Below are 22,714 nucleotides of genomic sequence, written 5' to 3'. Positions count from 1 at the left end.
GGGATAGATTGATTTACGGAGACGCGTGTAAATACATGGACGGGGACAGATTTATTTACGGAGAAGCGTGTAAATAAATCAGTCCCCTTTCGATCAGTTCACGGTGATCACGCAATCGAAGGTGCGTTCTGGCGCCACTTCCGGCGCCCACGGCTGCTGGTAGACCATCATCAGATGGCCCGTGCCTGCATTGGCGGCTCGGTAGCGCCAGACCGACTGACCGCCTTCACCCACCAGACCTACATCTTTAGAGGCATTGAACACCTCAGGCCCGAGGCTGGCGAGTATCGACGGCGCGGGGTTTTGCATCAGCCAGCGGTGCCCGGTGGTGGGGTTGCTGGGCAGCATCAGCATGAGGGTCTGGCCGGTTTTGAGGGTGAGCGGGCAGTCTTGCTGATCGTCCAGGGAAACGATCTGCTTCGGTGTCGCCGCGCAAGCGGCAAGGAGGGAGAGGCTGAGCGGGACGAGCAGGCGGGCAGGGGTCATGAAGGCTCCGGTCGTGGGCAACGTTTGGGGTGAGGATAACCGAAGATCGGGTGGTTTTAAGCGTGCCTGGACGGGGACAGATTAATTTACGGAGAAGCGTGTAAATAAATCAGTCCCCTTTGATGCGAGTCCCCTTTGATGCGGAAGATCGGGTAGTTTTAAGCGTGCCTGGACGGGGACAGATTAATTTACGGAGAAGCGTGTAAATAAATCAGTCCCCTGTGATGCGCAACCACGTTCGCATGTGACTGGGCCAAATGCGTTGGTTCAGAGAACGAATTGGGAAATGTACCTGGAAATTTCGACGATGGAGGTCTTCCCGGTGAATTCGAACTTCACTTTGCCCAGGGCTGAGAAGTAGATCTCGAGTTCCGAGTCGAGGTCGAAGGTGCCGGACGTTTCCACCGAGTAAGCCACGATGTTTTTATACGGCAATGAAGTGAAGTCCTTCTTGCTGCCGGTAATGCCTTGCACGTTGACGGAAATGATCCGCTTGGTCGTGAAGACGACGCCGTCGCGCATCGACTTGTAGGCGTCGATGACGGTTTCATCCTCAAGCAGCAGCGCGGCCACACGCTCAGCGTATTCGTTGTTCTGCTTGAGTTTGAAAAAGCCTTTGTTGTTGAAGTCGAGCATGTTGAACTCCTTGTCTGAAGCCCACTTCCACAGGTCACGATTCGCCCCTGTGGAAGTGATGCTGGTCCGTCTTAGAACAATATCTTCGCCACATCCGCAAAGCGTTTGGCGAAGTGTGCGGTGATGCCTTCTTTCAGGTAATCCGGCAGTTCTTCGAAGTTGCCTCGGTTGGCTTCCGGGAGGATCAGCTCGTAGATCTTCTGCCGCCGCGCCGCAATGACCTTCTCCCGCACGCCGCCAATCGGCAGTACGTGGCCGGTCAGGGTCAGTTCGCCGGTCATCGCCACGCCTTTTTTCGGCGCCTGGTTACGCGCCAGCGACAGCAGCGCGCTGGCCATGGTGACGCCCGCACTTGGCCCGTCTTTCGGCGTCGCACCTTCCGGCACGTGCAAGTGGACGAAGGCTTCGTCGAAGAAGCTCTTATCGCCGCCAAACTTCGCCAGATTGGAGCTGACGTAGCTGTAGGCGATTTCGGCAGATTCCTTCATCACGTCGCCCAGCTGGCCGGTGAGCTTGAAGCCGCGGTTGAGCGTATGGATCCGTGTCGCTTCGATCGGCAGCGTCGCGCCGCCCATGCTGGTCCAGGCCAGGCCGGTGATCACGCCGGTGCCCGACAGCACTTGCTCGTTGCGGAACACCGCCATGCCCAAGGAGGCTTCCAGTTCTTTCGGGCCGATCTTGACCACGGTGTCCGGGTTGTCCAGCAGCTTGACCACCGCTTTGCGCACCAGTTTGCCCAGCTGTTTTTCCAGCTGCCGCACTCCGGCTTCCCGCGCGTACCCGTCAATCACCGCGCGCAATGCACTGTCGCTGATCATCAGGCTGTTTTTCGAAACGCCGGCCTTGGCCAGTTGCTTGGGCCACAGGTGGCGCTTGGCAATGGCGAGCTTTTCTTCGGTGATATAGCCGGACAGCCGAATCACTTCCATACGGTCCAGCAGCGGGCCGGGGATCGAGTCCAGGGTGTTCGCGGTGCAGATGAACAGGACCTTGGAGAGGTCCAGACGCAGGTCCAGATAGTGGTCGAGGAATTCGACGTTCTGTTCCGGATCCAGGGTTTCGAGCAGCGCCGAGGCCGGGTCGCCCTGGAAGCTCTGGCCCATCTTGTCGATCTCGTCGAGCATGATGACCGGGTTCATCACTTCCACGTCTTTCAGCGCCTGCACCAGCTTGCCCGGTTGGGCGCCGATGTAGGTGCGACGGTGGCCTTTGATCTCGGCCTCGTCGCGCATGCCGCCAACGCTGAAACGGTAGAACGGACGTCCCAGGGATTCTGCGATGGATTTGCCGACGCTGGTTTTACCCACGCCCGGCGGGCCGACCAGCAGCACGATGGAGCCGGAGATTTCACCCTTGTAGGCGCCGACGGCGAGGAACTCGAGGATGCGGCTCTTGATGTCATCAAGGCCGGCGTGGTGTTGATCGAGCACCTTGCGCGCATGTTTCAGATCGAGCTTGTCGTCACCGAACACGCCCCACGGCACCGAGCTTGCCCAGTCCAGGTAATTACGGGTGACGGCGTATTCCGGCGAACCGGTTTCCAGCACCGACAGCTTGTTGATCTCTTCGTCGATGCGCTTGCGCGCCTGCGGTGGCAGGGTCTTGCCCACCAGGCGCTCTTCGAACTGTTCGATATCTGCGCTGCGGTCGTCCTTGGTCAGCCCCAGTTCCTGCTGAATGACCTTGAGCTGTTCCTTGAGGAAGAACTCACGCTGGTGCTCGCCGATCTTGCGGTTCACTTCGGCGGAGATTTCTTTCTGCAGGCGCGCGACTTCGACTTCCTTGCGCAGCATCGGCAGGACTTTTTCCATGCGCTTGAGCACGGGCACGCAATCGAGCACCTGCTGCAGCTCGACGCCCGTGGCGGAGGTCAAGGCGGCGGCGAAGTCGGTCAGCGGCGACGGGTCGTTGGGGCTGAAGCGATTGAGGTAGTTCTTCAATTCTTCGCTGTACAGCGGGTTGAGCGGCAGCAGCTCCTTGATCGCGTTGATCAGCGCCATGCCGTAGGCCTTGACCTCGTCGGTCGGCTCGTTGGGCTGATGGGGGTATTCGACCTCCACCAGAAACGGCGGGCGGTGGTGCTTGAGCCAAGTCTTGATGCGCACGCGGCTCAGGCCCTGGGCGACGAACTGCAGCTTGCCGTTTTCACGGCTGGCGTGGTGCACCTTGACCAGCGTGCCGTACTCCGGCAACGCCTTGGTGTCGAAATGACGGGGATCGTCGGGCGGGGTGTCCATGAAGAACAGCGCCAGGGAGTGGTGATCAGACTTGCTGACCAGCTCCAGCGTTTCGGCCCAGGGCTCTTCGTTGACGATGACCGGCAGCACTTGGGCGGGGAAGAAAGGACGGTTGTGGATCGGAATGATGTACACCTGATCCGGCAGGTTCTGGCCGGGCAGGGCGAGGCGCTTGCTGTCGGAGCCGAGGATTTCGTGCTCGTGATCGTCGTCCGGGTGCGGCTGGTTGGCGTCGGATTGCTGGTCGCTCATGGGGCACCTGCATAAATGGAGATGAGCCTTAGATGGGGCAGATTGGCTCAGGTTTCAATAGCGTCGGTCGATAGCAATGACGGGGGATCGTTTTAAAGCCTGTAAGGCGTTGCGCCAGGCCGTGGCATTCCACTAATGAAGGCCATGTGCTTTGCTGGAAGTCCGTCTGATATCGCTGACCGCCGATGTGGGCTACGCTGGAAATCATCGCCACGGAGGCTCTGCCGGCCTCGCTGTCTGGAACATCTGTCATGCGCCACGTTTTTATTTCATTGTTGCTGGTTGTAACCGCGCTGCAGGGCACCCTTGCCAGTGCGGCCAGCCTGACCGCCGAATTCGTTGATGCCCAGGGCAAGCCGCTTCCCGACGCGGTGGTTACCCTGCGCGGCGCAACGGCGCCGCCTGCCGGGCCGATGAAAGCCGACATGGACCAGCGCGATGTGCAATTTGCCCCCCACGTGCTGGCCGTCCGCAGTGGGACGGAAATCAGTTTCCCCAACAGCGATCAAATCCGCCATCAGGTGTATTCGTTCTCGACGCCCAAGCGTTTTGAATTGCGGTTGTATGGCGGTACCCCGTCGGCCCCCGTGCTGTTCGACAAGCCGGGCGTGGTCGTGCTCGGCTGCAACGTCCACGACAACATGATCGGGTATGTGTACGTCACCGACGATGGCTGGTTCGGCGTCAGCAACGACAAGGGCGCGCTGACCCTGGATCAAGTGCCCGCCGGTCACTACGCCGTCACTCTCTGGCACCCCCAGGGGGCCGACATGCTGCCCGTGTCCGGTGGCGACATCGACATCCCGGCCGGCGGCCTCAAGCAACGGTTTACCATCGCTGTGCAGCCCAACGCTGATAACACCCCGGCCGCGCCGACGCCCAGCGCGTTCGGCGATGCCTTTCATAAAGCAGCCCACGAATGAAGGTGCGCATCAGCTTTCAGGCGCGGATTGCCGGCGTGTTGATCATGCTGCTGCTGATCGTGGTCTTCGCCGTGTTTATTGCAGTGAGAGCGGCGACCCAGGACGCGGTTCGCAAGCAGGCCCAGGCACAGCTCGAAGTCGGCACCCGGGTGTTCGAAGGTTTGCTGGAAATGCGCGGCAAGCGGCTGCGCGACGCCGTGCAATTGCTGTCCACCGATTTCGGCTTCCGCGACGCCGTGGCATCGGCGGACTCGGCGACCATCCGCTCGGTGCTGCTCAATCACGGCGCCAGAATCAACGCCAATGACATGTTCCTGCTGGGCATGGACGGCACGGTCATGGCCAGCACCGTCGCGCAGATCCCCGAAGGCTCGCCGTTCCCCTACACCCAGGCGTTGCGTGAGCTCAAGGGCAAGAATCAGTCGATGCTCATCGTGCCGTTGCAGGGCCAGCCGCACTTGCTGGTGGAGAGCACGGTCCTCGCACCGCTGCCGATTGCGCGCGTGGTGATGGGCTTCAGCATGGACGGTGATCTGGCGCAGGAACTGCGCTCGTTGAGCGGTTTGCAGGTGTCGTTTCTGTCGATCGTGCAAAAGCAGCCGGGTCAGATGATCAGCACCCAGCCGGCGCCGCTGTTCGACAGCCTGCGCGGGGTGATGATGAACCCGCTCAGCGACGAGATGCAGATGACCGAGCATCAGAACCAGAGTTTTCTGAGCAAAACCCTGCGCCTGGGGAGCAACAGCGACAGCGAGGTCGTGGCCCTGCTGCAGAGCCCGCTGGATCAGGCCATGCAGGCATTCGCGCCGCTGGACAAGACGCTGTTCTGGATCACTGTCGTGGCGCTGGCGTGCTCGCTGGTCGGCGCGTTGTTACTGGCGCGCAACCTGTCGCGGCCGGTGAGTGCCCTGGCCCAGGCGGCCCGGCGGATTGGCGAAGGTGATTACGCCACCCCCGTGGTGTTGGATCGCCGGGATGAACTGGGGCTGCTCGCCAGCGCTATCAATTCGATGCAGAGCGGGATCGCCGAGCGTGAGCTGCAACTGGCCCACAACGCCCTGCATGATCCACTCACCGGGCTGCCCAATCGCGCGCTGGTCATGGAACGCCTCGGCAGCGCGGTCATTGCTCAACGGCCAGTGGCCCTGCTTTATCTGGGCATCGATAACTTCCGCGCGATCAGCACCAACGTCGGTCTCGAGGGAGTCGAGCAACTGCTGCGCATCATCAGCGAGCAACTGCAGGAGCCGCTGCGTCCCGGTGATACGGTGGCGCGGCTCTCCGACAACGAATTTCTGCTGCTGGTGCACAACGCTGAAACCGACAGTGCCGTCGCGGTGGCCGACCGGCTGCAGCGTCTATTGGTCAAGCCTCAGCGCATTGGCGAGCAGGACATCGCGATGGATGCCTGCATCGGCATCGCGGCCTATCCGGCCAATGGCGATTCGGCGTCCGAGTTGCTCAGACGTGCCTCCATTGCGCGGCAAGACGCGGCGCAGCTGCCGGGGCGTCTGCAGGTCTATGTGGACGGTCGCGATGTCGCCCACTTGCGCCAGATCAGCCTGATCCGCGACCTGCGTCAGGCCGCACGCAATGGCGAACTGTCCCTGCATTACCAGCCCAAACTGGACATCCGCAACGGCCGCGTGACTCAGGCCGAAGCCTTGCTGCGCTGGCAGCACCCGCAATTCGGCTCGGTGTCCCCGGCCGAGTTCATCGTGCTGGCAGAGCGCACCGGCAGTATTCAGATCCTCACCAACTGGGTGATCGAAGAAGCCCTGCGCCAGTTGGCCGAATGGGCATATCGCGGTCTGGTTCTGCAGGTGTCGGTGAACATCTCGGCGGACGACCTGTTGGACGGCAATCTGGCTGACCGCGTTGCTGCGCTGCTCAAGCTGTACCGCGTGCCGGCCGAACAGTTGATTTTCGAGATCACCGAAAGCGCCATCATGCGCGAGCCCGAGCAGTCGCTGAAGGTGCTCAATCGCCTGCGCGAATTCGGCATCAGCCTGTCGGTGGATGATTTCGGCACCGGTTACTCCTCGCTGGCGCACCTCAAGCGGCTGCCGGTGCAGGAATTGAAGATCGATCAGTCCTTCGTGCGCGATCTGGATGAAACCAGCGAAGACGCCGTCATCGTGCGGTCGACCATCGAGATGAGCCACAACCTGGGCCTGAAGGTGGTCGCCGAAGGCGTCGAGTACGAACACAGCCTGCGTTTACTGGAGCGCTGGCACTGCGACACCGCGCAGGGTTACCTGATCAGCCGTCCGCTCGATGCGATCGCTTTCGAAGCCTGGATTGCCCGCTCCCAGCTCCCACCCCGCATGACGGTGTATTGATGGAACACGGATTTATGGCACGACGCCTTTCGACGTACTTGAATCCCGTGCTGCTTGCCAGCGTGGTCGGAGGCTGCGCGACATGGTTCGCGCCGGCGGCCGAAGCCGAGCAGGGGCGCCTGATCGCCACCGGCGGCGCCAGCAGCATTGAAGGCGGCGCAGGCGGCGGGATCATCCCCTGGGCCATGCTGGCCGGGTATGACGAGCAGGGCGAGTGGGGCGGCAACGCGTTCGCCACCCACGTCGACTTGCCGGACTACACCCTCGATGTGGTCGGCGCTGCAGCGTCCTACGGCAATCGGATTGAGGTTTCCTACGCCCATCAACGCTTCGACCTGGGCTCACTGGTCAGCAAGCTCAACCTCCCGGATGACAACCTCACCCAGGACATCTTCGGCGTGAAGGTTCGCCTGTTTGGCGACCTGATCTACGATCAGTTGCCGCAGGTGTCGGCGGGGCTGGAATACAAACACCAGAACGATTTCCTCATCCCCAGCCTGGTGGGCGCCAAGCGCGATTCGGACGTCGAGGGTTATGTCACCGCGAGCCGTCTGTTCATGGGCGCGGCCTTTGGCTACAACGTGGTGGTCAACGCCGGCCTGCGTTACAGCCGTGCCAACGAAACCGGGTTGATGGGCTTTGGCGGCGACCGGCGCGATACCCGCAGCGTACTGAAAGAGGGCGGCGCAGCCATCCTGCTCAACCCGCATTGGGCAGTGGGCATGGACTACCGCGAGAAGCCCGACAATCTGTCGTTCGCCGGCGAAAGCGACTGGGCGGACTTCTTTGTCGGCTGGTTTCCCAACAAGCATGTTTCCGTGGTGCTGGCCTACGCCCGGCTCGGTGAAATTGCCACGCTGGACAACCAGAACGGCACCTACCTTTCCGTGCAGGGGAGTTTCTGATGGGGCGGTCTCAGTGGCTGATTCTCGGGCTCAGTCTGTCGTTGCTGGCGGGGTGCGCCCAACAGCCGCCCAAGGACGACAGCCTCTATCAGGACTTGGGCCAGCGCGCCGGCATCCAGAAAATCGTCGAAGGCATGCTGCTGCACATTGCTCAGGATGACCGCATTTATAAATACTTCGCCAAGGTCGACATCGTTCGGGTACGCGACAAGCTGGTGGAAAGGTTTTGCGTCGAAGCCGGCGGGCCGTGCACGTACACCGGTGACTCCCTGGAAGAAGTGCACAAGGGCATGAAACTCAGCCGCAGCGATTTCAATGCGTTGGTCGAGAACCTTATCGATGCGATGAACGAGCAGCACATTGCGGTGACGACGCAGAACCGTTTTATCGCCAGGCTGGCGCCCCAGCGTGGTGAGGTGATCGAGAAGTAGGGGCGCTAAAGGGGACCGCAAAAGGGGACAGATTTATTTACGGTGAAGCGCTGTAAATAAATCTGTCCCCTTTTGAGCGAAGCGCCTTTTGAGCGTTTCGGCGCGCAGAAAAAAAGGCGGTCACCTCACGGGACCGCCTTTTCTGTTACTGCACGACGCTAATCAGTGAAGCGGATCAATCCGGCAGTTTGTAGGCGATGACGTAATCGCCCTGTTTGGTGCCCAGCGAACCGTGACCGCCTGCAACGACCAGCACGTATTGCTTGCCGTCCTTGCCGGTGTAAGTCATCGGCGTGGTCTGGGCGCCTGCTGGCAGGCGGCCTTCCCACAACTGCTTGCCGTTACGAACGTCGTAGGCGCGCAGGTACTGGTCCAGCGTGGCACTGAGGAACGACACACCACTGGCAGTGATGAACGTGCCGCCCAGGCTTGGAACGCCCATGGTCAGCGGGATCGGAACCGGCGCGCTGTCACGCACGGTGCCGTTCTTGTGCTTCCAGATGGTCTGGTGGTTGGTCAGATCGACCGCCGCAACATAACCCCACGCTGGCGCCTGGCACGGCAGGCCCATTGGCGACAGCATTGCTTCGAGGATCACACCGTAAGGCGCGCCCTTGTTCGGCTGCACGCCTTCGGTTTCGCTCTTGCGACCCGGGCCGCCTGCGACTTCGGCCGCCGGCACCAGTTTGGAACGGAACGCCATGTAGCTCGGGTTCACGAAAGCAATCTGACGCACCGGATCGACCGAAATGCCGCCCCAGTCGAACACACCGAAGTTACCCGGGTACACCAACGTGCCTTGCAGCGATGGCGGAGTGAACGGACCTTCATAACGCAGGGATTTGAAGTCGATGCGGCAGAGCATCTGATCAAACGGCGTCACGCCCCACATGTCGCGCTCTTTCAGCGGCGGCGGCATGAAGTTCAGATCGGACTTCGGCTGGGTAGGCGACGTGTGATCGCCGGCAACAGCGCCCTGGGGTACAGGGATTTCGTTGATCGGTACGATGGGCTGACCGTTGCTGCGGTCCAGCACATAGATGCTGCCTTGCTTGGTCGAGGCCAGAACAGCAGGCTTCACGCCGTCAGCGGTTTTCATGTCCATGAGCGTTGGCTGACCGCCGACGTCCATGTCCCACAGGTCGTGGTGGGTGAACTGGAAGCTCCATTTCACGTGACCGGTGGCGATGTCCAGCGCGACCAGACCGGCGCTGAATTTCTCCGAGGCCTCGGTGCGGTCGCCGCCCCACTGATCAGGCATCTGGTTGCCCATCGGCAGGTAGAGCATGCCCAGCTTTTCGTCGACGCTGAACATCGACCACATGTTGGGCGAGTTGCGGGTGTAGGTCTTGCCCTCGGCAAGCGGCGTGGTGTCGTCCGGATTGCCGCTGTCCCAGTTCCAGACCAGACGGCCGGTGTGCACGTCGAACGCACGGATCACGCCCGACGGCTCGTCGGTGGAAACGTTATCGGTGACGTGACCGCCAATGACCACGAGGTCTTTGGTCACTGCCGGTGGCGACGTCGAATAGTAACCGCCCGGTGCGTAAGTGCCGATGTTGGCGCTCAGGTCGATCGAACCGTTGGTGCCGAAGTCTTCACACATCTTGCCGGTGTCGGCGTTCAGGGCGATCAGACGGGTGTCGGCGGTTGGCAGGAAGATGCGACGCGGGCAGGCATTGGCTGCGCCGGCAACCGCTGGAGCAGCAGGGCTTTGCGCAGGTGCGGCAGCGTCGGTCGGCGCGGTGGCAGCGTAGGCGGCGTCATCGTGATACGACACGCCACGGCAGGTCATGTGCGCCCAACCCTTGAAGTTGGCCGCCTTGCCGCTGCTGATCTTCGGATCGAAGCGCCAGATTTCCTTGCCGGTGTCCGGGTCCAGTGCGATGACCTGGCTGTGCGGCGTGCAGACGTAGAGCATGCCGTTGACTTTCAGCGGGGTGTTTTCGGCCGTGGTCTCACCCGGGTCGTTCGGACCCGGAATGTCGCCCGTGCGATAGGTCCACGCCGGGACCAGCTTGCTGACGTTGTCCGGGGTGATCTGCGACAGCGGCGAGTAGCGATCACCGAAGGCCGTGCGGCCGTATGACTGCCAGTCGCCGTCAGGCATGGCCGGCGCGGCGCTGGTGGTGCCGGCGGTTTCGCGGTCCAGTTGGCCTTTGATTTCACCGGGGTTAGTAAATTGGCTGGCCAGCGCGGCGATGCCCGCCACGATCACAGCGGCGCCCAATGCGCGGGTACCCGTATCGCCGACCTGGCCACGCAGGACCGGACGACGGAACCATGGCAGCAGCATGACGATGCCCAGGGCAAACCAGAGTGCCAGACGCGGCACCAGCTGCCACCAATCCAGACCCACTTCCCATAGCGCCCACACAGTACTGGCGAACAGCACCAGTGCGTACAGGCCGAATGCCGCGCCGCGACCCATCATCAGCAGGACGCCGGTGATGGCGAAGCCGATGCCGGCCAGCAGGTAGTAAAGCGACCCGCCCAGCGTCAGCAGTTTGATGCCGCCGACCAGCAAGGCCAGGCCCATTATCAGAATCACCAGCCCGAGCAAGCTCGGAAGCAGGCGACCCTTACCGAAAGCACCCTCAGTGCTCATAAGTGTTGTACTCCGTAACGATGTGGTGGTTAACGCGTGTTGGCGTGAAGGCGCGGCGGATAAGCCATGCCTTCAATGCCGATGCCTGGGTGCAGACGGGCGAGCTGGGCTGATCAGAACGAGGACTGGATTTTCAACCCCGCGACCAGCGCGTCATCAACCTGATTCACACCGCCCGGATGGCGGATGAATTGCAGGTTCGGGCGCACGGTCAGCCAGTTGGCGACGTGCACGCCGTAGTAGATTTCGGCGTTGTACTCGGTGTCCTGCACGGGCAGGAACGCCGGGTCGTTGTAGTCCGAAACGCCTTCGGCCTGATTGCGCAGGTTGCTGTTCTTGCGGTACGCCGGGTTGACGTGGATGCGGCTGATGCCGACGCCGATGTCATCCTCGGGGCGCGCATCGAACGGGCCTTTGTACGTCGCACCGAGGGCAACGAAGTTGTCGATCATGTTGGTTTTCTTGTCGTGCAGCGTGCCGTTGGCGAACAGGCTCAAGCCGCGGTCGTTGTCGCTGGACTCGCTGCTGACTTGCTGGCGCAGGGTCAGCCACATGCCGTGTTTGCTGGACGACGAGGCGTAGTCATCGCCACTCTGGGCGGCGTATCGACCGTTGCTGTCCTTGGAAACGTCGCTGCTGTCGGCGGTGCTGTAGTAGTAACCGGCGCGGTATTCGCCCGGCAGGCCGTTGACCTTCGGCGACCAGACCACCTCGACCGGCAACACGGCGCCCTGGGTACCGCTGCCGCTGAGTTTGAAGGCGTTATCGTTTTCCAGGTTGGAGGGGTTCTGCTCGAACGCACCAACCTGCACGAACAGTTCAGGGGTCAGCTGATATTTGACGCGCATTGCCCACTGGCTGACCGGCCAGTTGTACCAGATCCCGCCGTCCCAGTTGCCGACCTGGGAGCCGCACAGTGCCAGGTTCTGGAAGTCGCACGGGAAGGTGTTGAAATCTTCGCCTTCGTTGAACCGGCCGACCTTGACGCTGAGCGTCTGGTCGAGAAATTTCTGCTGGTACCAGAGGTCGGTCAGGCGTGTGACGTTGCCGCGGCCCCAGACTTCCTGGGACGACGAAATGGTGCCGGTGCGCGGATCGCCCACGCGGTCGTTGCTGATGTTGTCGCCGTTACGGTTGGTGAGGGTCAGTTGAAATTCAGCGTCGTGCCAGCCGAGGATCTTCTGCAGATCCATGTGCGCACCGAGGGCGAACTGGTCGCTGTAACGCGTCGCCTTGTCGTGGTTGTAACCGCCGTGCAGGTTGGAGCCCACTTCGATGACTGAGTCGAGCTTGAAGTCGTAGCCCTGTTCGGAAAGCTCACTGCGCTTGCCGCCCCAGTCACCCAGCATCCACGGCGACGCGCTGTCGAACGCCGGTGCAGCATGGGCACAGCTTGCAAACTCCAATGCGGCAAGGCTCAGGGCGCTGGCATGACGAAGGGCTCGGGACGATTTGCAGGTCGGGCGTTTCAGATGACGGGGCATAGGGCGTGAGGTCTTTTTGAGTTATTCGAGAGCAAAGGGCGACGCCGCTCGCAATGCTTGGGAGGCGCATTGCAAGGTCTTAATCAATGACGAGTTAGCCGTTTCAGCGTTTAGGGCGGCGATGATAGGACGCTAACGTTTTTTAAAAAAGTCGAAATTGCGACATGGATCGTTGCGGTTGGCGTAACAGTGGCGTGTGGCCAGGGTAGCGCTGTCCATGGTCTGGCCCGGGTGTCTGCTTTGTAAGAGAGCAGGGTGAAGCCCCGCCAACCCTTACAGAGGGCGCATGGATGTGCGTTTAGAGGGGAGTTCAGGTTGTAGGATTCTGCGGTGTGATGGCTGACGCTCCCGGCTGAATGGATGCGCTCAAATTGTAGGACCGGCTTTAGCCGGGAAGAGGCCAGTGTGTGCACCCTGAACGTTGCGGCATGACGACTGACGCCTTCCCGGCTGAAGCCGGTCCCACTAAGATCCTGCGTCGTGCCAGCAGGAATGCGCTGAATGCACGCGATCCAAATTGTGGGACCGGCTTTAGCCGGGAAGAGGCCCTGGGGTCACCCTCAGGTTTGCGGCGTGACCGTTCAGGTGACGGCGTTAAAACGTCGTCCGTAGCCCGACCTCCACGCTGCGCCCTTCTGCCGGTGCGATGTCGCGCAGAATGGAGCTGGCGTAACGCACGGTTTGATTGGTCAGGTTCTCGCCGCTGACGAACGCCAGCCACTGACTGCCGCCCACCTTGAACGTGTAGCCGGCGCTCGCCCCCAACGTCGTGTAGCCGTCGGTGCCGGTTTCGTTGTCCGGTACGCGCCGTTGGGAAGCGGCGTGTTCGAGGTCGATCCTCGCTTGCCACTTGTCCAGTTCCCACAACAACCCGCTTTGGAGCCGCAAAGGCGCGATCCGCGGCAGGGCTTCTCCCGTATCAAGATTCTTGGCGCGGGTGTAATCGCCGGACAGCTCCAAGGCGAAATTGCCATAGCGGGTTTCGCCGAGCTTCCAGTGATCCTTGGCCTCGAACCCGGCAAACCGTGCGCGCACGCCTGAATAGGTGTATTCGGGAATGCCGTCGGGGTCGTCAGCGCCTTCATCGTTCAATGTGCGGCCGCTGCCCAGCAGTCCGATGTAGTTGGAGAAGTGGCTATAGAACACGCCGACACTTCCTTTGTGGGTACCGTTGTCGAAGCGCAGCGCCAGATCGCTGGAAACGGCTTTCTCCTTCGACAGGTCCGCATCACCGAGCTCGTACGTGCCGGTGGCGACGTGAGCACCATCGGCGTAGAGCTCATAGAACGTCGGCGCCCGCTCGGTGTAGCCAAGGGTCGCCGCCAGCGACCAGATCGGCGTCAGGGTGTAAACGGCCCCGGATGAAACGCTCCCTGCGGTAAAGCTGCTTGAGCGGCTGGCGTTTGCGAATCGCGCGTTGCCTCCGCTGTCCGGGTCCACAGTCGTGTGTTCAATGCGCCCGCCCAGGCTGAGCTTGAGGCGGTCGGTGGCCTGCAGTTCTTCCAGAATGAACAAGGCACCGGCGTCCGTATCGGTCTGCGGCACGAAGGCCTCTTCGCCCAGGGCTGAAAACTCACTGCGCGTCACTTGCGCGCCGACGACGCCCTCGACCGGGCCGATGGGCTGGTGCCGGGCCTCGACGCGGGCTTCATAACCCTTGTTCTTGAAGGTGGTGCCGACTTCGCCGTCTTCGATCTCCATGTGCTTGTAATCGGTGTAACCGGCGTCGAGTTTTACCGAGCTGAACGGGCCGGAGAGATTGCGGATCTCGGAGGCAAACGCGTAATGGTCCTGCTTCATGCGGATGCGCACGCCCTGCTCGGCAGGCGAACCGTAATTGGAATCGTAGTTGCTGTAGGAAACCCCGGCGTAACCGTCGTCCCAAGTGTAGGAGCCTCCTATGGCGCCTCCGTCCTGCCGACCATCGCTGTTGCCCAGGCGATGTTTCTTGTCGCTGTCTTGCGGATCCCGCGCGCGTTGATCGGCGGTGCGGGCATAGCCCGGGATTTTCAGGTCGTTGAACTCACGAGCATTGGCGTCCAGGTGCAACGCAAAGGTGCCATTGCCTGCTTCCAGTTTCCCGGCGCTGCTGCGGGTCGTGTCGGCACCGCCGTAACGCAGTTCGCCCGCGCCCTGAATGCCCTCGATGGATTCGGTGGGGATGCGGTTGTCGAACGTGTTGACCACGCCACCGATGGCGCTGCCACCGTAAAGCAGTGCCGCAGGGCCGCGCACGATTTCAATGCGGTCGACGTTGACCGGGTCCAGCGGCACCGCGTGATCGTAGGATAACGACGAGGCGTCGAGCGCACCGACCCCGTTGCGCAGGATCCGGATGCGGTCGCCGTCCAGCCCCCGAATGATCGGCCGGCTCGCGCCCGGTCCGAAATAAGAAGAGGACACGCCGGGCTGTTTATTCAGCGTCTCACCGAGGCTGCCTTTCTGTTGCAGGGTCAGCTCATCGCCGGTCAGTACCGTGCTGGGCGAGGCGAGTTGATCGCTGCCGAGCGGGTTGGCGGTGATGATTTGCGGCTCTACTTCGATGGCGTACGCAGGTGAGGCAATCAGCAAAGCGGCAGCGAGTGGCGTCAGGCGCCACGGGCGGAGTTTTGAGGGACGGGACATGCAGCGTTTCCTTGCAGAACGATTCAAAATGTACGATTTGTAAGTGTTATAACATAACACTAAAAAAGCAATCATTTTGATATCGGTTGCTGCTTCGGGTGCTTGCAGCCTTCACACTGATCACTGCGTCCGCTAAGGTGCGCAGCTCGCGAAACCTCTTGCCAATCAGCCCCGTCCCATCAGCGTCCATAGGCCCGCCATGACCACACCCAATAACAACCCGCTGCACGGCGTGACTCTGGAGCAGATCCTCATCGCGCTGGTCGAGCATTACGAGTGGTCGGGCCTGGCCGAGCGCATCGACATTCGCTGCTTCAAGAGCGACCCGAGTATCAAGTCCAGCCTGACGTTTTTGCGCAAGACGCCCTGGGCGCGGGAGAAGGTCGAAGGGTTGTACATCAAGCTGGCGCGCACCAAGCGCCCGAGCTGATTCGCTGACTGCCAAGGATGTGAACGCAATGCAAAACCCCCTGCTGCACCTGTCCCCAGGCCGGCGCCGCTTCGTCGTCACGGCGGCCATGCTCGGCTGGTTTGGGCTCGCGGTGCAGCTGTACCTGATTCTCTGGGGGCGATGGATTGACCACGCCAGCCTGCTCGGCGGCCTGGTGCGCTTCTGCAGTTTCTTCACCGTGGTGACCAACACGCTGGTGGCGGTGGCGCTCAGCTGCGCGGTCATTGACCGGCATTCGGCGGGGTACCGATTCTTCCGTTCTCCCGCTGTCTGCGCCGGCATCACCACCAGCATTATTCTGGTGAGCCTCGCTTACAACCTGCTGCTGCGCCATCTGTGGACGCCCGAGGGCTGGCAGTGGATCGCCGATGAATTGCTGCACGACGTCATGCCGCTGCTGTTCCTCGGCTACTGGTTGTTCTTCGTGCCCAAAGGCCTGTTGAAACCTCGACACGTGTTGATCTGGACGCTGTATCCCGTCATGTATTTCGGCTATTTGCTGCTGCGTGGGAATGCCTTCGGCGACTACCTCTATCCATTCCTGGACATCGGCACCCTTGGGGTGGCCAAGGCGCTGACCAATGCGCTGGGCGTGCTGGCGGGTTTCGTGGGAATCGGGTCATTTGTTTTCCTGATTGATCGGGTGTTGGGCGGCAGAGGGCAGTTGTAAGCATTCAACAATGCTGACGCGCCCTGAATCTCGGGCGCGGGCAATATTCAATCATCTCCGACGACCTCGTACGCCTCACTCCTCGTCCGAACCGTCCGCGCGCCAGTAGCCCGCGGCTTTGACCGACGCCTCGTCCAGCTTGAACTCATCCAGCAGCACGCGCCGCACTTTGCGCGACAAGGACGATTCGGTCGCCACCCAAACGTATAAATCGCCATTCGGCAGGGTCAGTTGGCGCGTGACTTCAAGCAGATCCTGCTCGCCACGCACCACCCAGATCACCTCGGTCTGTGCATCGCTGGTCAGCGCCTGTCGCTCCGCCAGGTTATCGATTTCAACCACCACCAGCGCACGCCGACCCGCCGGCAACGCTTCCAGCCGACGACCGATGGCGGGGAGGGCGGTCTCGTCACCGATCAACAGATAGCTGTCGAACATGTCCGGCACGATCATCGAACCCCGAGGCCCGGCGATATTCAGCGTTTGCCCGGCTTCGGCCTGGGCCGCCCAAGTCGCTGCCGGACCGTCCCCATGCAGCACGAAATCAATGTCCAGCTCGCCGGACTGCGGGTCGTAGCGACGCGGGGTGTAATCGCGCATCGCCGGGCGCGGGCCTTCAGCGTTTTGCAGCGGTGCGTCACTGTCCAGCGCCGCCTGCTCTTCGGGCGTGGTGGCGAACAACAGTTTGACGTGGTCATCCGTGCCCAGACTGATGAACCCTTCAAGCTCCGGCCCGTGCAAGGTGATGCGGCGCATGCGCGGGGTGATGTCGGTCACCCTCAGCACCTGCAGCGTACGACGTTTGATCTCGTGGCTGACGCGGTGAATTCCCTGGGGTGCATTCATTCAGATTTCTCCGCAGCGGGTTGTTGGCCGTCGACGATGGCTTTCGCGGTGTCGTTCAGCAGGTCGCGAACCCGCAGGATCTCCTCAGGGTTCCAGCGGCCGTGGTGCATCTGCAACGCATGACGCAGGTTATGCACGGCCTCGTGGATTTCCGGCGGACGATCATGCCCACGCAACGAGCGCTTGCTGACTTCGATGCGCATTTTCACGCCATCCAGCGCGACGGCCTGTTCGGTCAGGAACTGCTGACCGGCCTCGGTGATGCAATAGCGTTTTTTGCCGCCGTCGGCATCGCCCTGGATCAACTCGCTTTCTTCCAGAAAGGTCAGCGTCGGATAAATCACGCCGGGGCTCGGGCTGTAGGCGCCGTCGAACAGCGCTTCGATCTGACGAATCAAGTCATAGCCATGGCACGGCTGATCGGCGATCAGCGCCAGCAGCATCAATTTCAGGTCGCCTGGGGCAAATACCCGAGGCCCACGGCCGCCGCGTTCACGGCCGGGACGTTTCTCGAAACCATCGCGGCCGTCGCCGTGTTCGCCGAAGTGTGGGCGGTGGTGGTGGGGGTGATCGTGTGAGTGGTCTTTCATTTTTTTCATCTCTTGGTACAAGTTAGATATACCTTAAGATATATCTTATTGTTTCCACAAGATGGGTTAAGACGAACGGTTGTCGTCCCGTTTCAGAGGCATGGGATCGATGAATACCGGTTACAGAAGCGTGGCCACCTGCGTAGGGACGGGCGCTTTGCACTGGGTGAAAGTGCCCGGCTCCAAGTAGGGATTGAGGATCGGCGCCATGCCTTTGAGGACTTGCACCGGAAGGGCGGAGGTGAATTTGAAGCTCTCGGCGGCGCGTCCCGGGACGTAGGCCGTCAGCGTGCCGTAGTGGTTGTCGCCGATGAAAAACACGAACGTCGCGGTGCGGTTGATGGCCTTGGACGCCAGGATTCGACCCCCTGCGCCAATGCTTTCGATACGGTTGTCGCCCGTGCCGGTCTTGCCGCCCATGGCCAGCACGCTGCCGTCACGGGTTTTGAAACTGCCGGACACGCGCCTTGCCGTGCCGGCATCCACCACCTGGGACAGCGCCTCGCGCATGGCTGCGGCGACTTCCGAGGGCAGCACCCGTTTGCCCAGCTCGGGGTTGTTGATCAGTTGCGTTTCGTACGGTGTCTGCGCGGCAAAGTGCAGGCTGTCGATGCGCAACACCGGCAGGCGGATGCCATCGTTCTGGATGATGCCGATGAGTTCGGCAAGCGCGGCGGGTCGATCACCGGAACTGCCAATGGCGGTGGCCAGCGACGGCACCAGATGATCGAACGGATACCCCAGCCGTTGCCAGCGCTGGTGGATGTCGAGAAACGCTTCGATCTCCAGCATCGTACGGATACGGCTGTCGCGCGCGCTCTTGTGCTGGCTCTTGAACAGCCAGCTGTAGACCTCCTGACGCTCGAAACGGCTGGCCGCGACGGCATCCTTGAACGTGGCGTCCGGGTTCTGCAGCAGATACCCCACCAGCCACAGATCCAGCGGATGAACGCGGGCAACGTACCCTTGATCCGGCAGATCAAACTTTCCGGGGCCGTAGGCGAAATAGAGGTCGTCCAGGCGCTTCTCGGTGAGCGCCGTTTTACCCTTTTCCCCGGCCATGTGCGCCCGCACGAACGCATTGAACGCGCTTTGCGAAGCGTCAGGCAGCAGGTAACGGTGCACGGCGGCAAGTCGGCTCGCGGCAGGATGTACCCCGTCGAGGAAGGTGTCGAGTCGGTCTTGGGTGGATTTGTTTTTATAGCGTTTCCAGAAGCGCAGCAGGAACGACTTGCCCTCGCGGTCGGCGAAATCGGCCAGGTATTCCTGGCGCCTCGGATCGCTGTCGTCCTTGAGCAACACCGCGCTGTTGTTGGGCCCTTGGTAGGTGGTGTAACGCACCAGATCGCGCATCAGGCGAATGAACGGCAAGTTGATCGACTCGCGCAACGCCTCGCGAAGGGTGGGGTTGCGCGCGTTGTCCTCCCGGCGAAAATTATTGAAATGATGCAGGCCGCCGCCGGTGAAAAAGCTTTCGCCGGGGCTGGCCGAATACTGACGATCGAGGGCCGCAGCGAGCATCTTCGCGAGGTCCCGATCGGTGTTCTGAATCAGGTAGTCCACCGCCCAGCGGCTAAGGCGGTCGGACTCCTCGACCGGGATTTTTCTCAGGGCGCTGGCGGGCAGATCGACGTACTTGTCGTGCAGCTCGGCGATGATCTGCAAGTACGTCGTCAGCACGCGCATCTTGGCCGTCGATCCCAGCTCCAGCTTGCTGCCCTCGTTGATGTCGAACGGCTGATCCGTGCTGTCCGTCTGCACCCGCACCCGCGAGCCATCGGGGTCGCGCTCGAACAGGGTAAAGCTGTAACGCACCGCCTGGGTGCTGGCCGGCGTCAGCAGATGCTCACCGATCAGCCCCATCTGACCGGCAAATTCGGGCTTGGCGAGGTCGCGCAGGTACTGGCCGACGCTGACCTGCAGGTCGTTTTGCAGCGTGCTGGTGGCCGAAAGGTCCAGGCGGTCAAGGTCGTAGAGCGAACGGTTGAGCATGTTCGACAGCCGCGTGCGGGCGACGGTGATGCCTTTGTTGCTCTCAATCGGTTGCACGGTCGGCTGCTGCACCCAGTCGCGATAGGTCAAGCTGGCGGCCAGAGCGGCGTCGGCCAGCGGTTGATCGATGACATGGTTCTGCGCGAGCACGCGCAGATGGCTGTCAGTCAGATCCGCAAGCTCCTTGCGCCCCTTCGCCAGAAAGTGCGAGGGCCTGCGCTGCGCGATCACCAGCGACAGGACCTCGCGCAGCGCCAAACCCTGCGCCGCCAGGGTTTTATCGTCTTTTGCCGTCGACGCCAGCAACTGGTTGGTGCGGTCGAAGTCCGCGCCGTACCAGACCCGCAACCCTTCGGCCATGCCGTGGACTTCACCATGACCCGGGACCGCCGACAGCGGCACGCTGTTGAGATAGTCCCGCACCACCCGCTGCCGCGCCTCAAGGGTCTGCTGCCCCGGCTGATAAGCGCGAACGCTGGCGGACACCATCTGACGAATCTTCTCGCTGCCCGACAGCGTCAGGCCGTCCGGCGAGTGCCGGTACTTCTCCAACTGTGTCGCCAACGTGCTGCCACCGGCCGATTGCCCCGGCAACCCCACCATTTTCGCCAGCTGAGAGAGCGCCGCCTTGAAGAACCTTGGCCAATCCACCGCCGGGTTGGCCAGCGGGCGCTGATCATCCAGCAAGTCGCGGTTCTCGATGAACAACAGACTGTTGACCAGCACCGGTGGGATCGCGGCAAAGGTCGGGTACAGCTGCTGCGGATAGGTGTACTGATACAGCGGCGCGGCGCGACAGTCAGAAATGGTCAGGCCGGATTGAATCTTCTCCTGATACGGGACGAAGAAACCGCGCCTGGCGTAGGACATAAGATCAGGGGAGAACCGCGCCTGGGCGCTGATCAGGTAGTCACGCTTGAGCAAGCGCGGCAGGAATTCGCCGAGGGCGGAATAGCCCAGACGCTTGTCGAAAGGCCCGTCACCGGGATACACAATCGCGTCGCTGGGACCGGCTTCGACAGCGTAGCTCAGGCCTTGGGCCAGATGACTGAACTCCTGCGCCTGCAAACGGGAGCTGCGCACCTCGGTCGAGACCACAAATCCCAGGATCACTGCTGCCATCAGCACCGCCACCAGCAAAAACCGCCACACGTAACGCCGTGGGCGAGCATGGGCTGGCACTGATCCGTTCCCCTGACTGTCAGCCTTGACCGCAGCCTTCTTCGTATCGGAATGCCAAAAAGCGCCCATATCGTAAGCCCGGTCAAACCTGCACATCGCACTTGTTACAAGCGTAGACGCTGGTGGGCGCGGGTGAAGAGTTTGTGACCGGCGCTCGGTCGGCTTCTTTAGGAGGCACGTTCGTCATCCAACCGCTGGAACTTCGTGATGGGCGCGAGGGATCTCGCGCCTCGTGCCTGATTATTCCTTCCCCGGGGGCCGTTATGGGGACTGACTGATTTGTAGGAAATCTCTTGTTTTCAGCCTCGTCAGTTGACCGGCGTTGATTGAGATAGTTACGTCCTTTTGTCACCTCTGAATGCGGTGGCAAATCAATTTAAAGAGGATGAAACTATGAGCAGAAAAATAATTTTGAGTGACATGTTAAGAGGATTTTTTGTAGCGTGTGTCTGTACTCTCGCCGCGCCTGCCAGCGCTCAATCAATCTCCCCCGCTCAACCCTATGCCAAAGGTTTAGAGGAAAGTGTTTCTGAGGTACATGATGATGGTGAGATGATTCTTACTGTGTTGTCTGATCAAACTCACGTGTTAGACGCTGTGCTTAAAAGCAAGACCGCCGTTCACTACTACAGTTTTACTTCCGTCCGGGGCCAAGATGTACTGGTGTCTAACACACCGGGATTGTCAGGTGCACCGTTTTGGGAGCTGGAATACTTCGATGGTGCTAACTGGCTTAAAAAACCTGACTCTGAAGATAAGTTCTCTAGTTTGATGCCTGGGACTGAGGTGCTTATCAGGGTTATCCACAGAGCGGATGTCCCTTTATCTGGACAGCCTTATCATTTGGCGATCGGCTCTTACCCCGTTTTAAAAAATTTCGAATTTAGCGACGAAATCGGTGTTAACAGGATTCCTTCAGGTTATACCGAACCGTCTTGGTTATGGACACAGGGCTACACCCAAGGAATCTTGAAAGGAAGATTCACTGACTCTGTCGGGGCGCCGCTGAAAGGGGCTGTCGGGCGATTTGTGCTCAGTCTTAAGGAATCCCGCATTCGGCCGGTCGTAGAGAAGGTGATCAGTGACGAGCACGGTGTCGTCACCAAAGTCGTTAACTTCGAGCGCTGTGCCGGAGGCCACGAGGCCAGGGATTACGTAAGCTACAATCACGGTACTAACACGTGGAGAAGTTATTACTATGTGGGCGGCTATGTATTTTCCAACTTTTTACTGGGTGCTAAGGGAGAGGTAGAGGCCAATAAAGATCTTAGGCTATTCGGCCATATCTGCAATCAACGGCTAATTAAAAGTGTTCCTGGGCCCGCCTGAATGAATGAGCTTGGCTGGTCATTCTCCAGCCAAGCTTATCGCTGCTTCAGATATGCACTGAGATAAACGGTGTCCGTTTTTCCGCCCTCTCAGAGATTTGTTTTTTCCACGTTTGCTCCATGTCGTCGCTCTCGAGGATTTTTCCGTAGTCAACAATCCGGGCGATATCAGCCGCCTCAAGCTTGTAGAGGGTATTGAAGCCGGTTTTGTCATATTTGGCTAACGCTAACATTGCGCTGGAATGGTCGACCAAATGATCCTCAATGCCTCGGTGCTTTAGCTGCTCGGTCAGCCAGATCCGCTCCTCTGTGGAGAGACTTTCCTGAGGGTCGAGTATCTGGATATTCCCACTGCTATCAAAGCCAAAGCTGAAGTTTTTGGAAGCCAGTTCCGGTCGTAGTTTATAGAGCTCGTTTTTGAATGACGTATAAGCCAGATTTGCCAGTTCAAGCGATATGGCCGCATCAACCCTTTTCAAGGTTAGATAGTCGGCCATGCTTGTTATGTTCTTCATATTCGGCTCGGCAAGCCACGGTTGTTCATCTTCCACTGCAACTGGGCCTTGAGACACGTCTAGGCTGCCGGGGGATTCTTCGCCCTGCTTTAGCTGTACTGAGATCCTCGCTGGTGCTAAAGCCACGTGCTGCATCAGGTGATGTAGTTCCATTTTTTCCTCCGCTGATTTGTCCACTCCTTCGCGTAACGGCAATTCGCGAAAAAGCTTT

The 22,714-nt window shown here is 60.6% G+C and carries 17 protein-coding genes; 7 read left to right on the top strand and 10 right to left on the bottom strand.

The features are described 5' to 3' along the window. Positions 1-93 precede the first annotated feature (93 nt). From IFT99_RS22265 to lon, 3 genes are all read right to left on the bottom strand, one after another. Positions 94-486: a protease inhibitor I42 family protein gene (locus tag IFT99_RS22265; RefSeq protein ID WP_192135206.1), complete on the bottom strand. Its 393-nt coding sequence runs from the start codon at positions 484-486 to the stop codon at positions 94-96. 267 nt (positions 487-753) lie between these two features. Then, entirely contained in the window at positions 754-1,122 is a 369-nt protein-coding gene (locus IFT99_RS22260) for a PH domain-containing protein (protein WP_065992476.1), read from the bottom strand. A gap of 71 nt (positions 1,123-1,193) precedes the next feature. Continuing rightward, positions 1,194-3,611: an endopeptidase La gene (gene lon, locus IFT99_RS22255; protein WP_065992480.1), complete on the bottom strand. Its 2,418-nt coding sequence runs from the start codon at positions 3,609-3,611 to the stop codon at positions 1,194-1,196. Positions 3,612-3,862: 251 nt separating this feature from the next. Here lon and IFT99_RS22250 point away from each other — a divergent pair, with 251 nt between their 5' ends. The 4 genes from IFT99_RS22250 to IFT99_RS22235 are packed head-to-tail and all read left to right on the top strand — an operon-like array spanning position 3,863 to position 8,212. After that, positions 3,863-4,534, top strand: coding sequence for a methylamine utilization protein (locus IFT99_RS22250; protein WP_192135204.1), 672 nt, complete (start codon positions 3,863-3,865; stop codon positions 4,532-4,534). Further along, entirely contained in the window at positions 4,531-6,876 is a 2,346-nt protein-coding gene (locus IFT99_RS22245; RefSeq protein ID WP_192135202.1) for a bifunctional diguanylate cyclase/phosphodiesterase, read from the top strand. The genes IFT99_RS22250 and IFT99_RS22245 overlap by 4 nt, the downstream gene beginning before the upstream one ends. A 14-nt stretch (positions 6,877-6,890) precedes the next feature. Then, positions 6,891-7,781: a DUF3034 family protein gene (locus IFT99_RS22240; RefSeq protein WP_192135200.1), complete on the top strand. Its 891-nt coding sequence runs from the start codon at positions 6,891-6,893 to the stop codon at positions 7,779-7,781. Then, the gene (locus IFT99_RS22235) at positions 7,781-8,212 is read left to right on the top strand and encodes a group I truncated hemoglobin (RefSeq protein WP_192135198.1); all 432 of its coding nucleotides are present in this window, start codon (positions 7,781-7,783) and stop codon (positions 8,210-8,212) included. Before IFT99_RS22240 ends, IFT99_RS22235 begins: the two co-directional genes overlap by 1 nt. Before the next feature lie 175 nt (positions 8,213-8,387). Here IFT99_RS22235 and IFT99_RS22230 read toward each other — a convergent pair whose 3' ends face one another. From IFT99_RS22230 to IFT99_RS22220, 3 genes are all read right to left on the bottom strand, one after another. Further along, a complete protein-coding gene (locus IFT99_RS22230; RefSeq protein ID WP_065992486.1) occupies positions 8,388-10,820 on the bottom strand; it encodes a glucose/quinate/shikimate family membrane-bound PQQ-dependent dehydrogenase in 2,433 nt (810 codons plus the stop codon). Between the two features lie 113 nt (positions 10,821-10,933). Further along, positions 10,934-12,304 carry a carbohydrate porin gene (locus tag IFT99_RS22225; RefSeq protein WP_192135196.1) on the bottom strand — a complete coding sequence of 457 codons (1,371 nt, stop codon included), beginning with the start codon at positions 12,302-12,304 and terminating at the stop codon, positions 10,934-10,936. Between the two features lie 594 nt (positions 12,305-12,898). Continuing rightward, complete coding sequence (locus IFT99_RS22220; protein WP_192135194.1) at positions 12,899-14,929, bottom strand: TonB-dependent receptor; 2,031 nt, start codon at positions 14,927-14,929, stop codon at positions 12,899-12,901. Positions 14,930-15,128: 199 nt separating this feature from the next. Between IFT99_RS22220 and IFT99_RS22215 the strand changes: the two genes are divergently transcribed. Then, positions 15,129-15,359: a VF530 family protein gene (locus tag IFT99_RS22215; RefSeq protein WP_192135192.1), complete on the top strand. Its 231-nt coding sequence runs from the start codon at positions 15,129-15,131 to the stop codon at positions 15,357-15,359. A 28-nt stretch (positions 15,360-15,387) separates the two neighbouring features. Then, complete coding sequence (locus tag IFT99_RS22210; RefSeq protein ID WP_192135190.1) at positions 15,388-16,050, top strand: Pr6Pr family membrane protein; 663 nt, start codon at positions 15,388-15,390, stop codon at positions 16,048-16,050. 75 nt (positions 16,051-16,125) lie between these two features. Here the strand turns inward: IFT99_RS22210 and IFT99_RS22205 are convergent, their stop codons facing one another. The 3 genes from IFT99_RS22205 to IFT99_RS22195 form a co-directional block, all read right to left on the bottom strand. Then, positions 16,126-16,896, bottom strand: coding sequence for a siderophore-interacting protein (locus IFT99_RS22205; protein ID WP_192135188.1), 771 nt, complete (start codon positions 16,894-16,896; stop codon positions 16,126-16,128). Then, positions 16,893-17,486 carry a PadR family transcriptional regulator gene (locus tag IFT99_RS22200; protein ID WP_192135186.1) on the bottom strand — a complete coding sequence of 198 codons (594 nt, stop codon included), beginning with the start codon at positions 17,484-17,486 and terminating at the stop codon, positions 16,893-16,895. The genes IFT99_RS22205 and IFT99_RS22200 overlap by 4 nt, the downstream gene beginning before the upstream one ends. Before the next feature lie 120 nt (positions 17,487-17,606). After that, a complete protein-coding gene (locus IFT99_RS22195; protein ID WP_192135184.1) occupies positions 17,607-20,729 on the bottom strand; it encodes a transglycosylase domain-containing protein in 3,123 nt (1,040 codons plus the stop codon). Between the two features lie 324 nt (positions 20,730-21,053). On the opposite strand from IFT99_RS22195, the gene IFT99_RS22190 reads away from it, so the two are divergent. After that, positions 21,054-21,989 (top strand): hypothetical protein, encoded by a 936-nt coding sequence (locus IFT99_RS22190; protein WP_192135182.1) that lies wholly within the window; start codon positions 21,054-21,056, stop codon positions 21,987-21,989. 46 nt (positions 21,990-22,035) lie between these two features. On the opposite strand, the gene IFT99_RS22185 is transcribed toward IFT99_RS22190, so the two are convergent. Continuing rightward, positions 22,036-22,656: a hypothetical protein gene (locus IFT99_RS22185; RefSeq protein WP_192135180.1), complete on the bottom strand. Its 621-nt coding sequence runs from the start codon at positions 22,654-22,656 to the stop codon at positions 22,036-22,038. Positions 22,657-22,714 lie beyond the last annotated feature (58 nt).

This window comes from Pseudomonas sp. CFBP 8772, assembly GCF_014841665.1.
In the GTDB taxonomy this organism is placed as follows: Bacteria; Pseudomonadota; Gammaproteobacteria; order Pseudomonadales; family Pseudomonadaceae; genus Aquipseudomonas; species Aquipseudomonas graminis_B.
The sequence above is the reverse complement of the archived record's forward strand: the minus strand, read 5'-3'. Positions and strand labels throughout refer to the sequence as shown.

Coding starts and splice junctions, on each gene's coding strand:
- IFT99_RS22265 (WP_192135206.1), bottom strand. CDS start 486: ATGACCCCTGCCCGCCTGCTCGTCCCGCTCAGCCTCTCCCTCCTTGCC.
- IFT99_RS22260 (WP_065992476.1), bottom strand. CDS start 1,122: ATGCTCGACTTCAACAACAAAGGCTTTTTCAAACTCAAGCAGAACAAC.
- lon (WP_065992480.1), bottom strand. CDS start 3,611: ATGAGCGACCAGCAATCCGACGCCAACCAGCCGCACCCGGACGACGAT.
- IFT99_RS22250 (WP_192135204.1), top strand. CDS start 3,863: ATGCGCCACGTTTTTATTTCATTGTTGCTGGTTGTAACCGCGCTGCAG.
- IFT99_RS22245 (WP_192135202.1), top strand. CDS start 4,531: ATGAAGGTGCGCATCAGCTTTCAGGCGCGGATTGCCGGCGTGTTGATC.
- IFT99_RS22240 (WP_192135200.1), top strand. CDS start 6,891: ATGGCACGACGCCTTTCGACGTACTTGAATCCCGTGCTGCTTGCCAGC.
- IFT99_RS22235 (WP_192135198.1), top strand. CDS start 7,781: ATGGGGCGGTCTCAGTGGCTGATTCTCGGGCTCAGTCTGTCGTTGCTG.
- IFT99_RS22230 (WP_065992486.1), bottom strand. CDS start 10,820: ATGAGCACTGAGGGTGCTTTCGGTAAGGGTCGCCTGCTTCCGAGCTTG.
- IFT99_RS22225 (WP_192135196.1), bottom strand. CDS start 12,304: ATGCCCCGTCATCTGAAACGCCCGACCTGCAAATCGTCCCGAGCCCTT.
- IFT99_RS22220 (WP_192135194.1), bottom strand. CDS start 14,929: ATGTCCCGTCCCTCAAAACTCCGCCCGTGGCGCCTGACGCCACTCGCT.
- IFT99_RS22215 (WP_192135192.1), top strand. CDS start 15,129: ATGACCACACCCAATAACAACCCGCTGCACGGCGTGACTCTGGAGCAG.
- IFT99_RS22210 (WP_192135190.1), top strand. CDS start 15,388: ATGCAAAACCCCCTGCTGCACCTGTCCCCAGGCCGGCGCCGCTTCGTC.
- IFT99_RS22205 (WP_192135188.1), bottom strand. CDS start 16,896: ATGAATGCACCCCAGGGAATTCACCGCGTCAGCCACGAGATCAAACGT.
- IFT99_RS22200 (WP_192135186.1), bottom strand. CDS start 17,486: ATGAAAGACCACTCACACGATCACCCCCACCACCACCGCCCACACTTC.
- IFT99_RS22195 (WP_192135184.1), bottom strand. CDS start 20,729: ATGGGCGCTTTTTGGCATTCCGATACGAAGAAGGCTGCGGTCAAGGCT.
- IFT99_RS22190 (WP_192135182.1), top strand. CDS start 21,054: ATGAGCAGAAAAATAATTTTGAGTGACATGTTAAGAGGATTTTTTGTA.
- IFT99_RS22185 (WP_192135180.1), bottom strand. CDS start 22,656: ATGGAACTACATCACCTGATGCAGCACGTGGCTTTAGCACCAGCGAGG.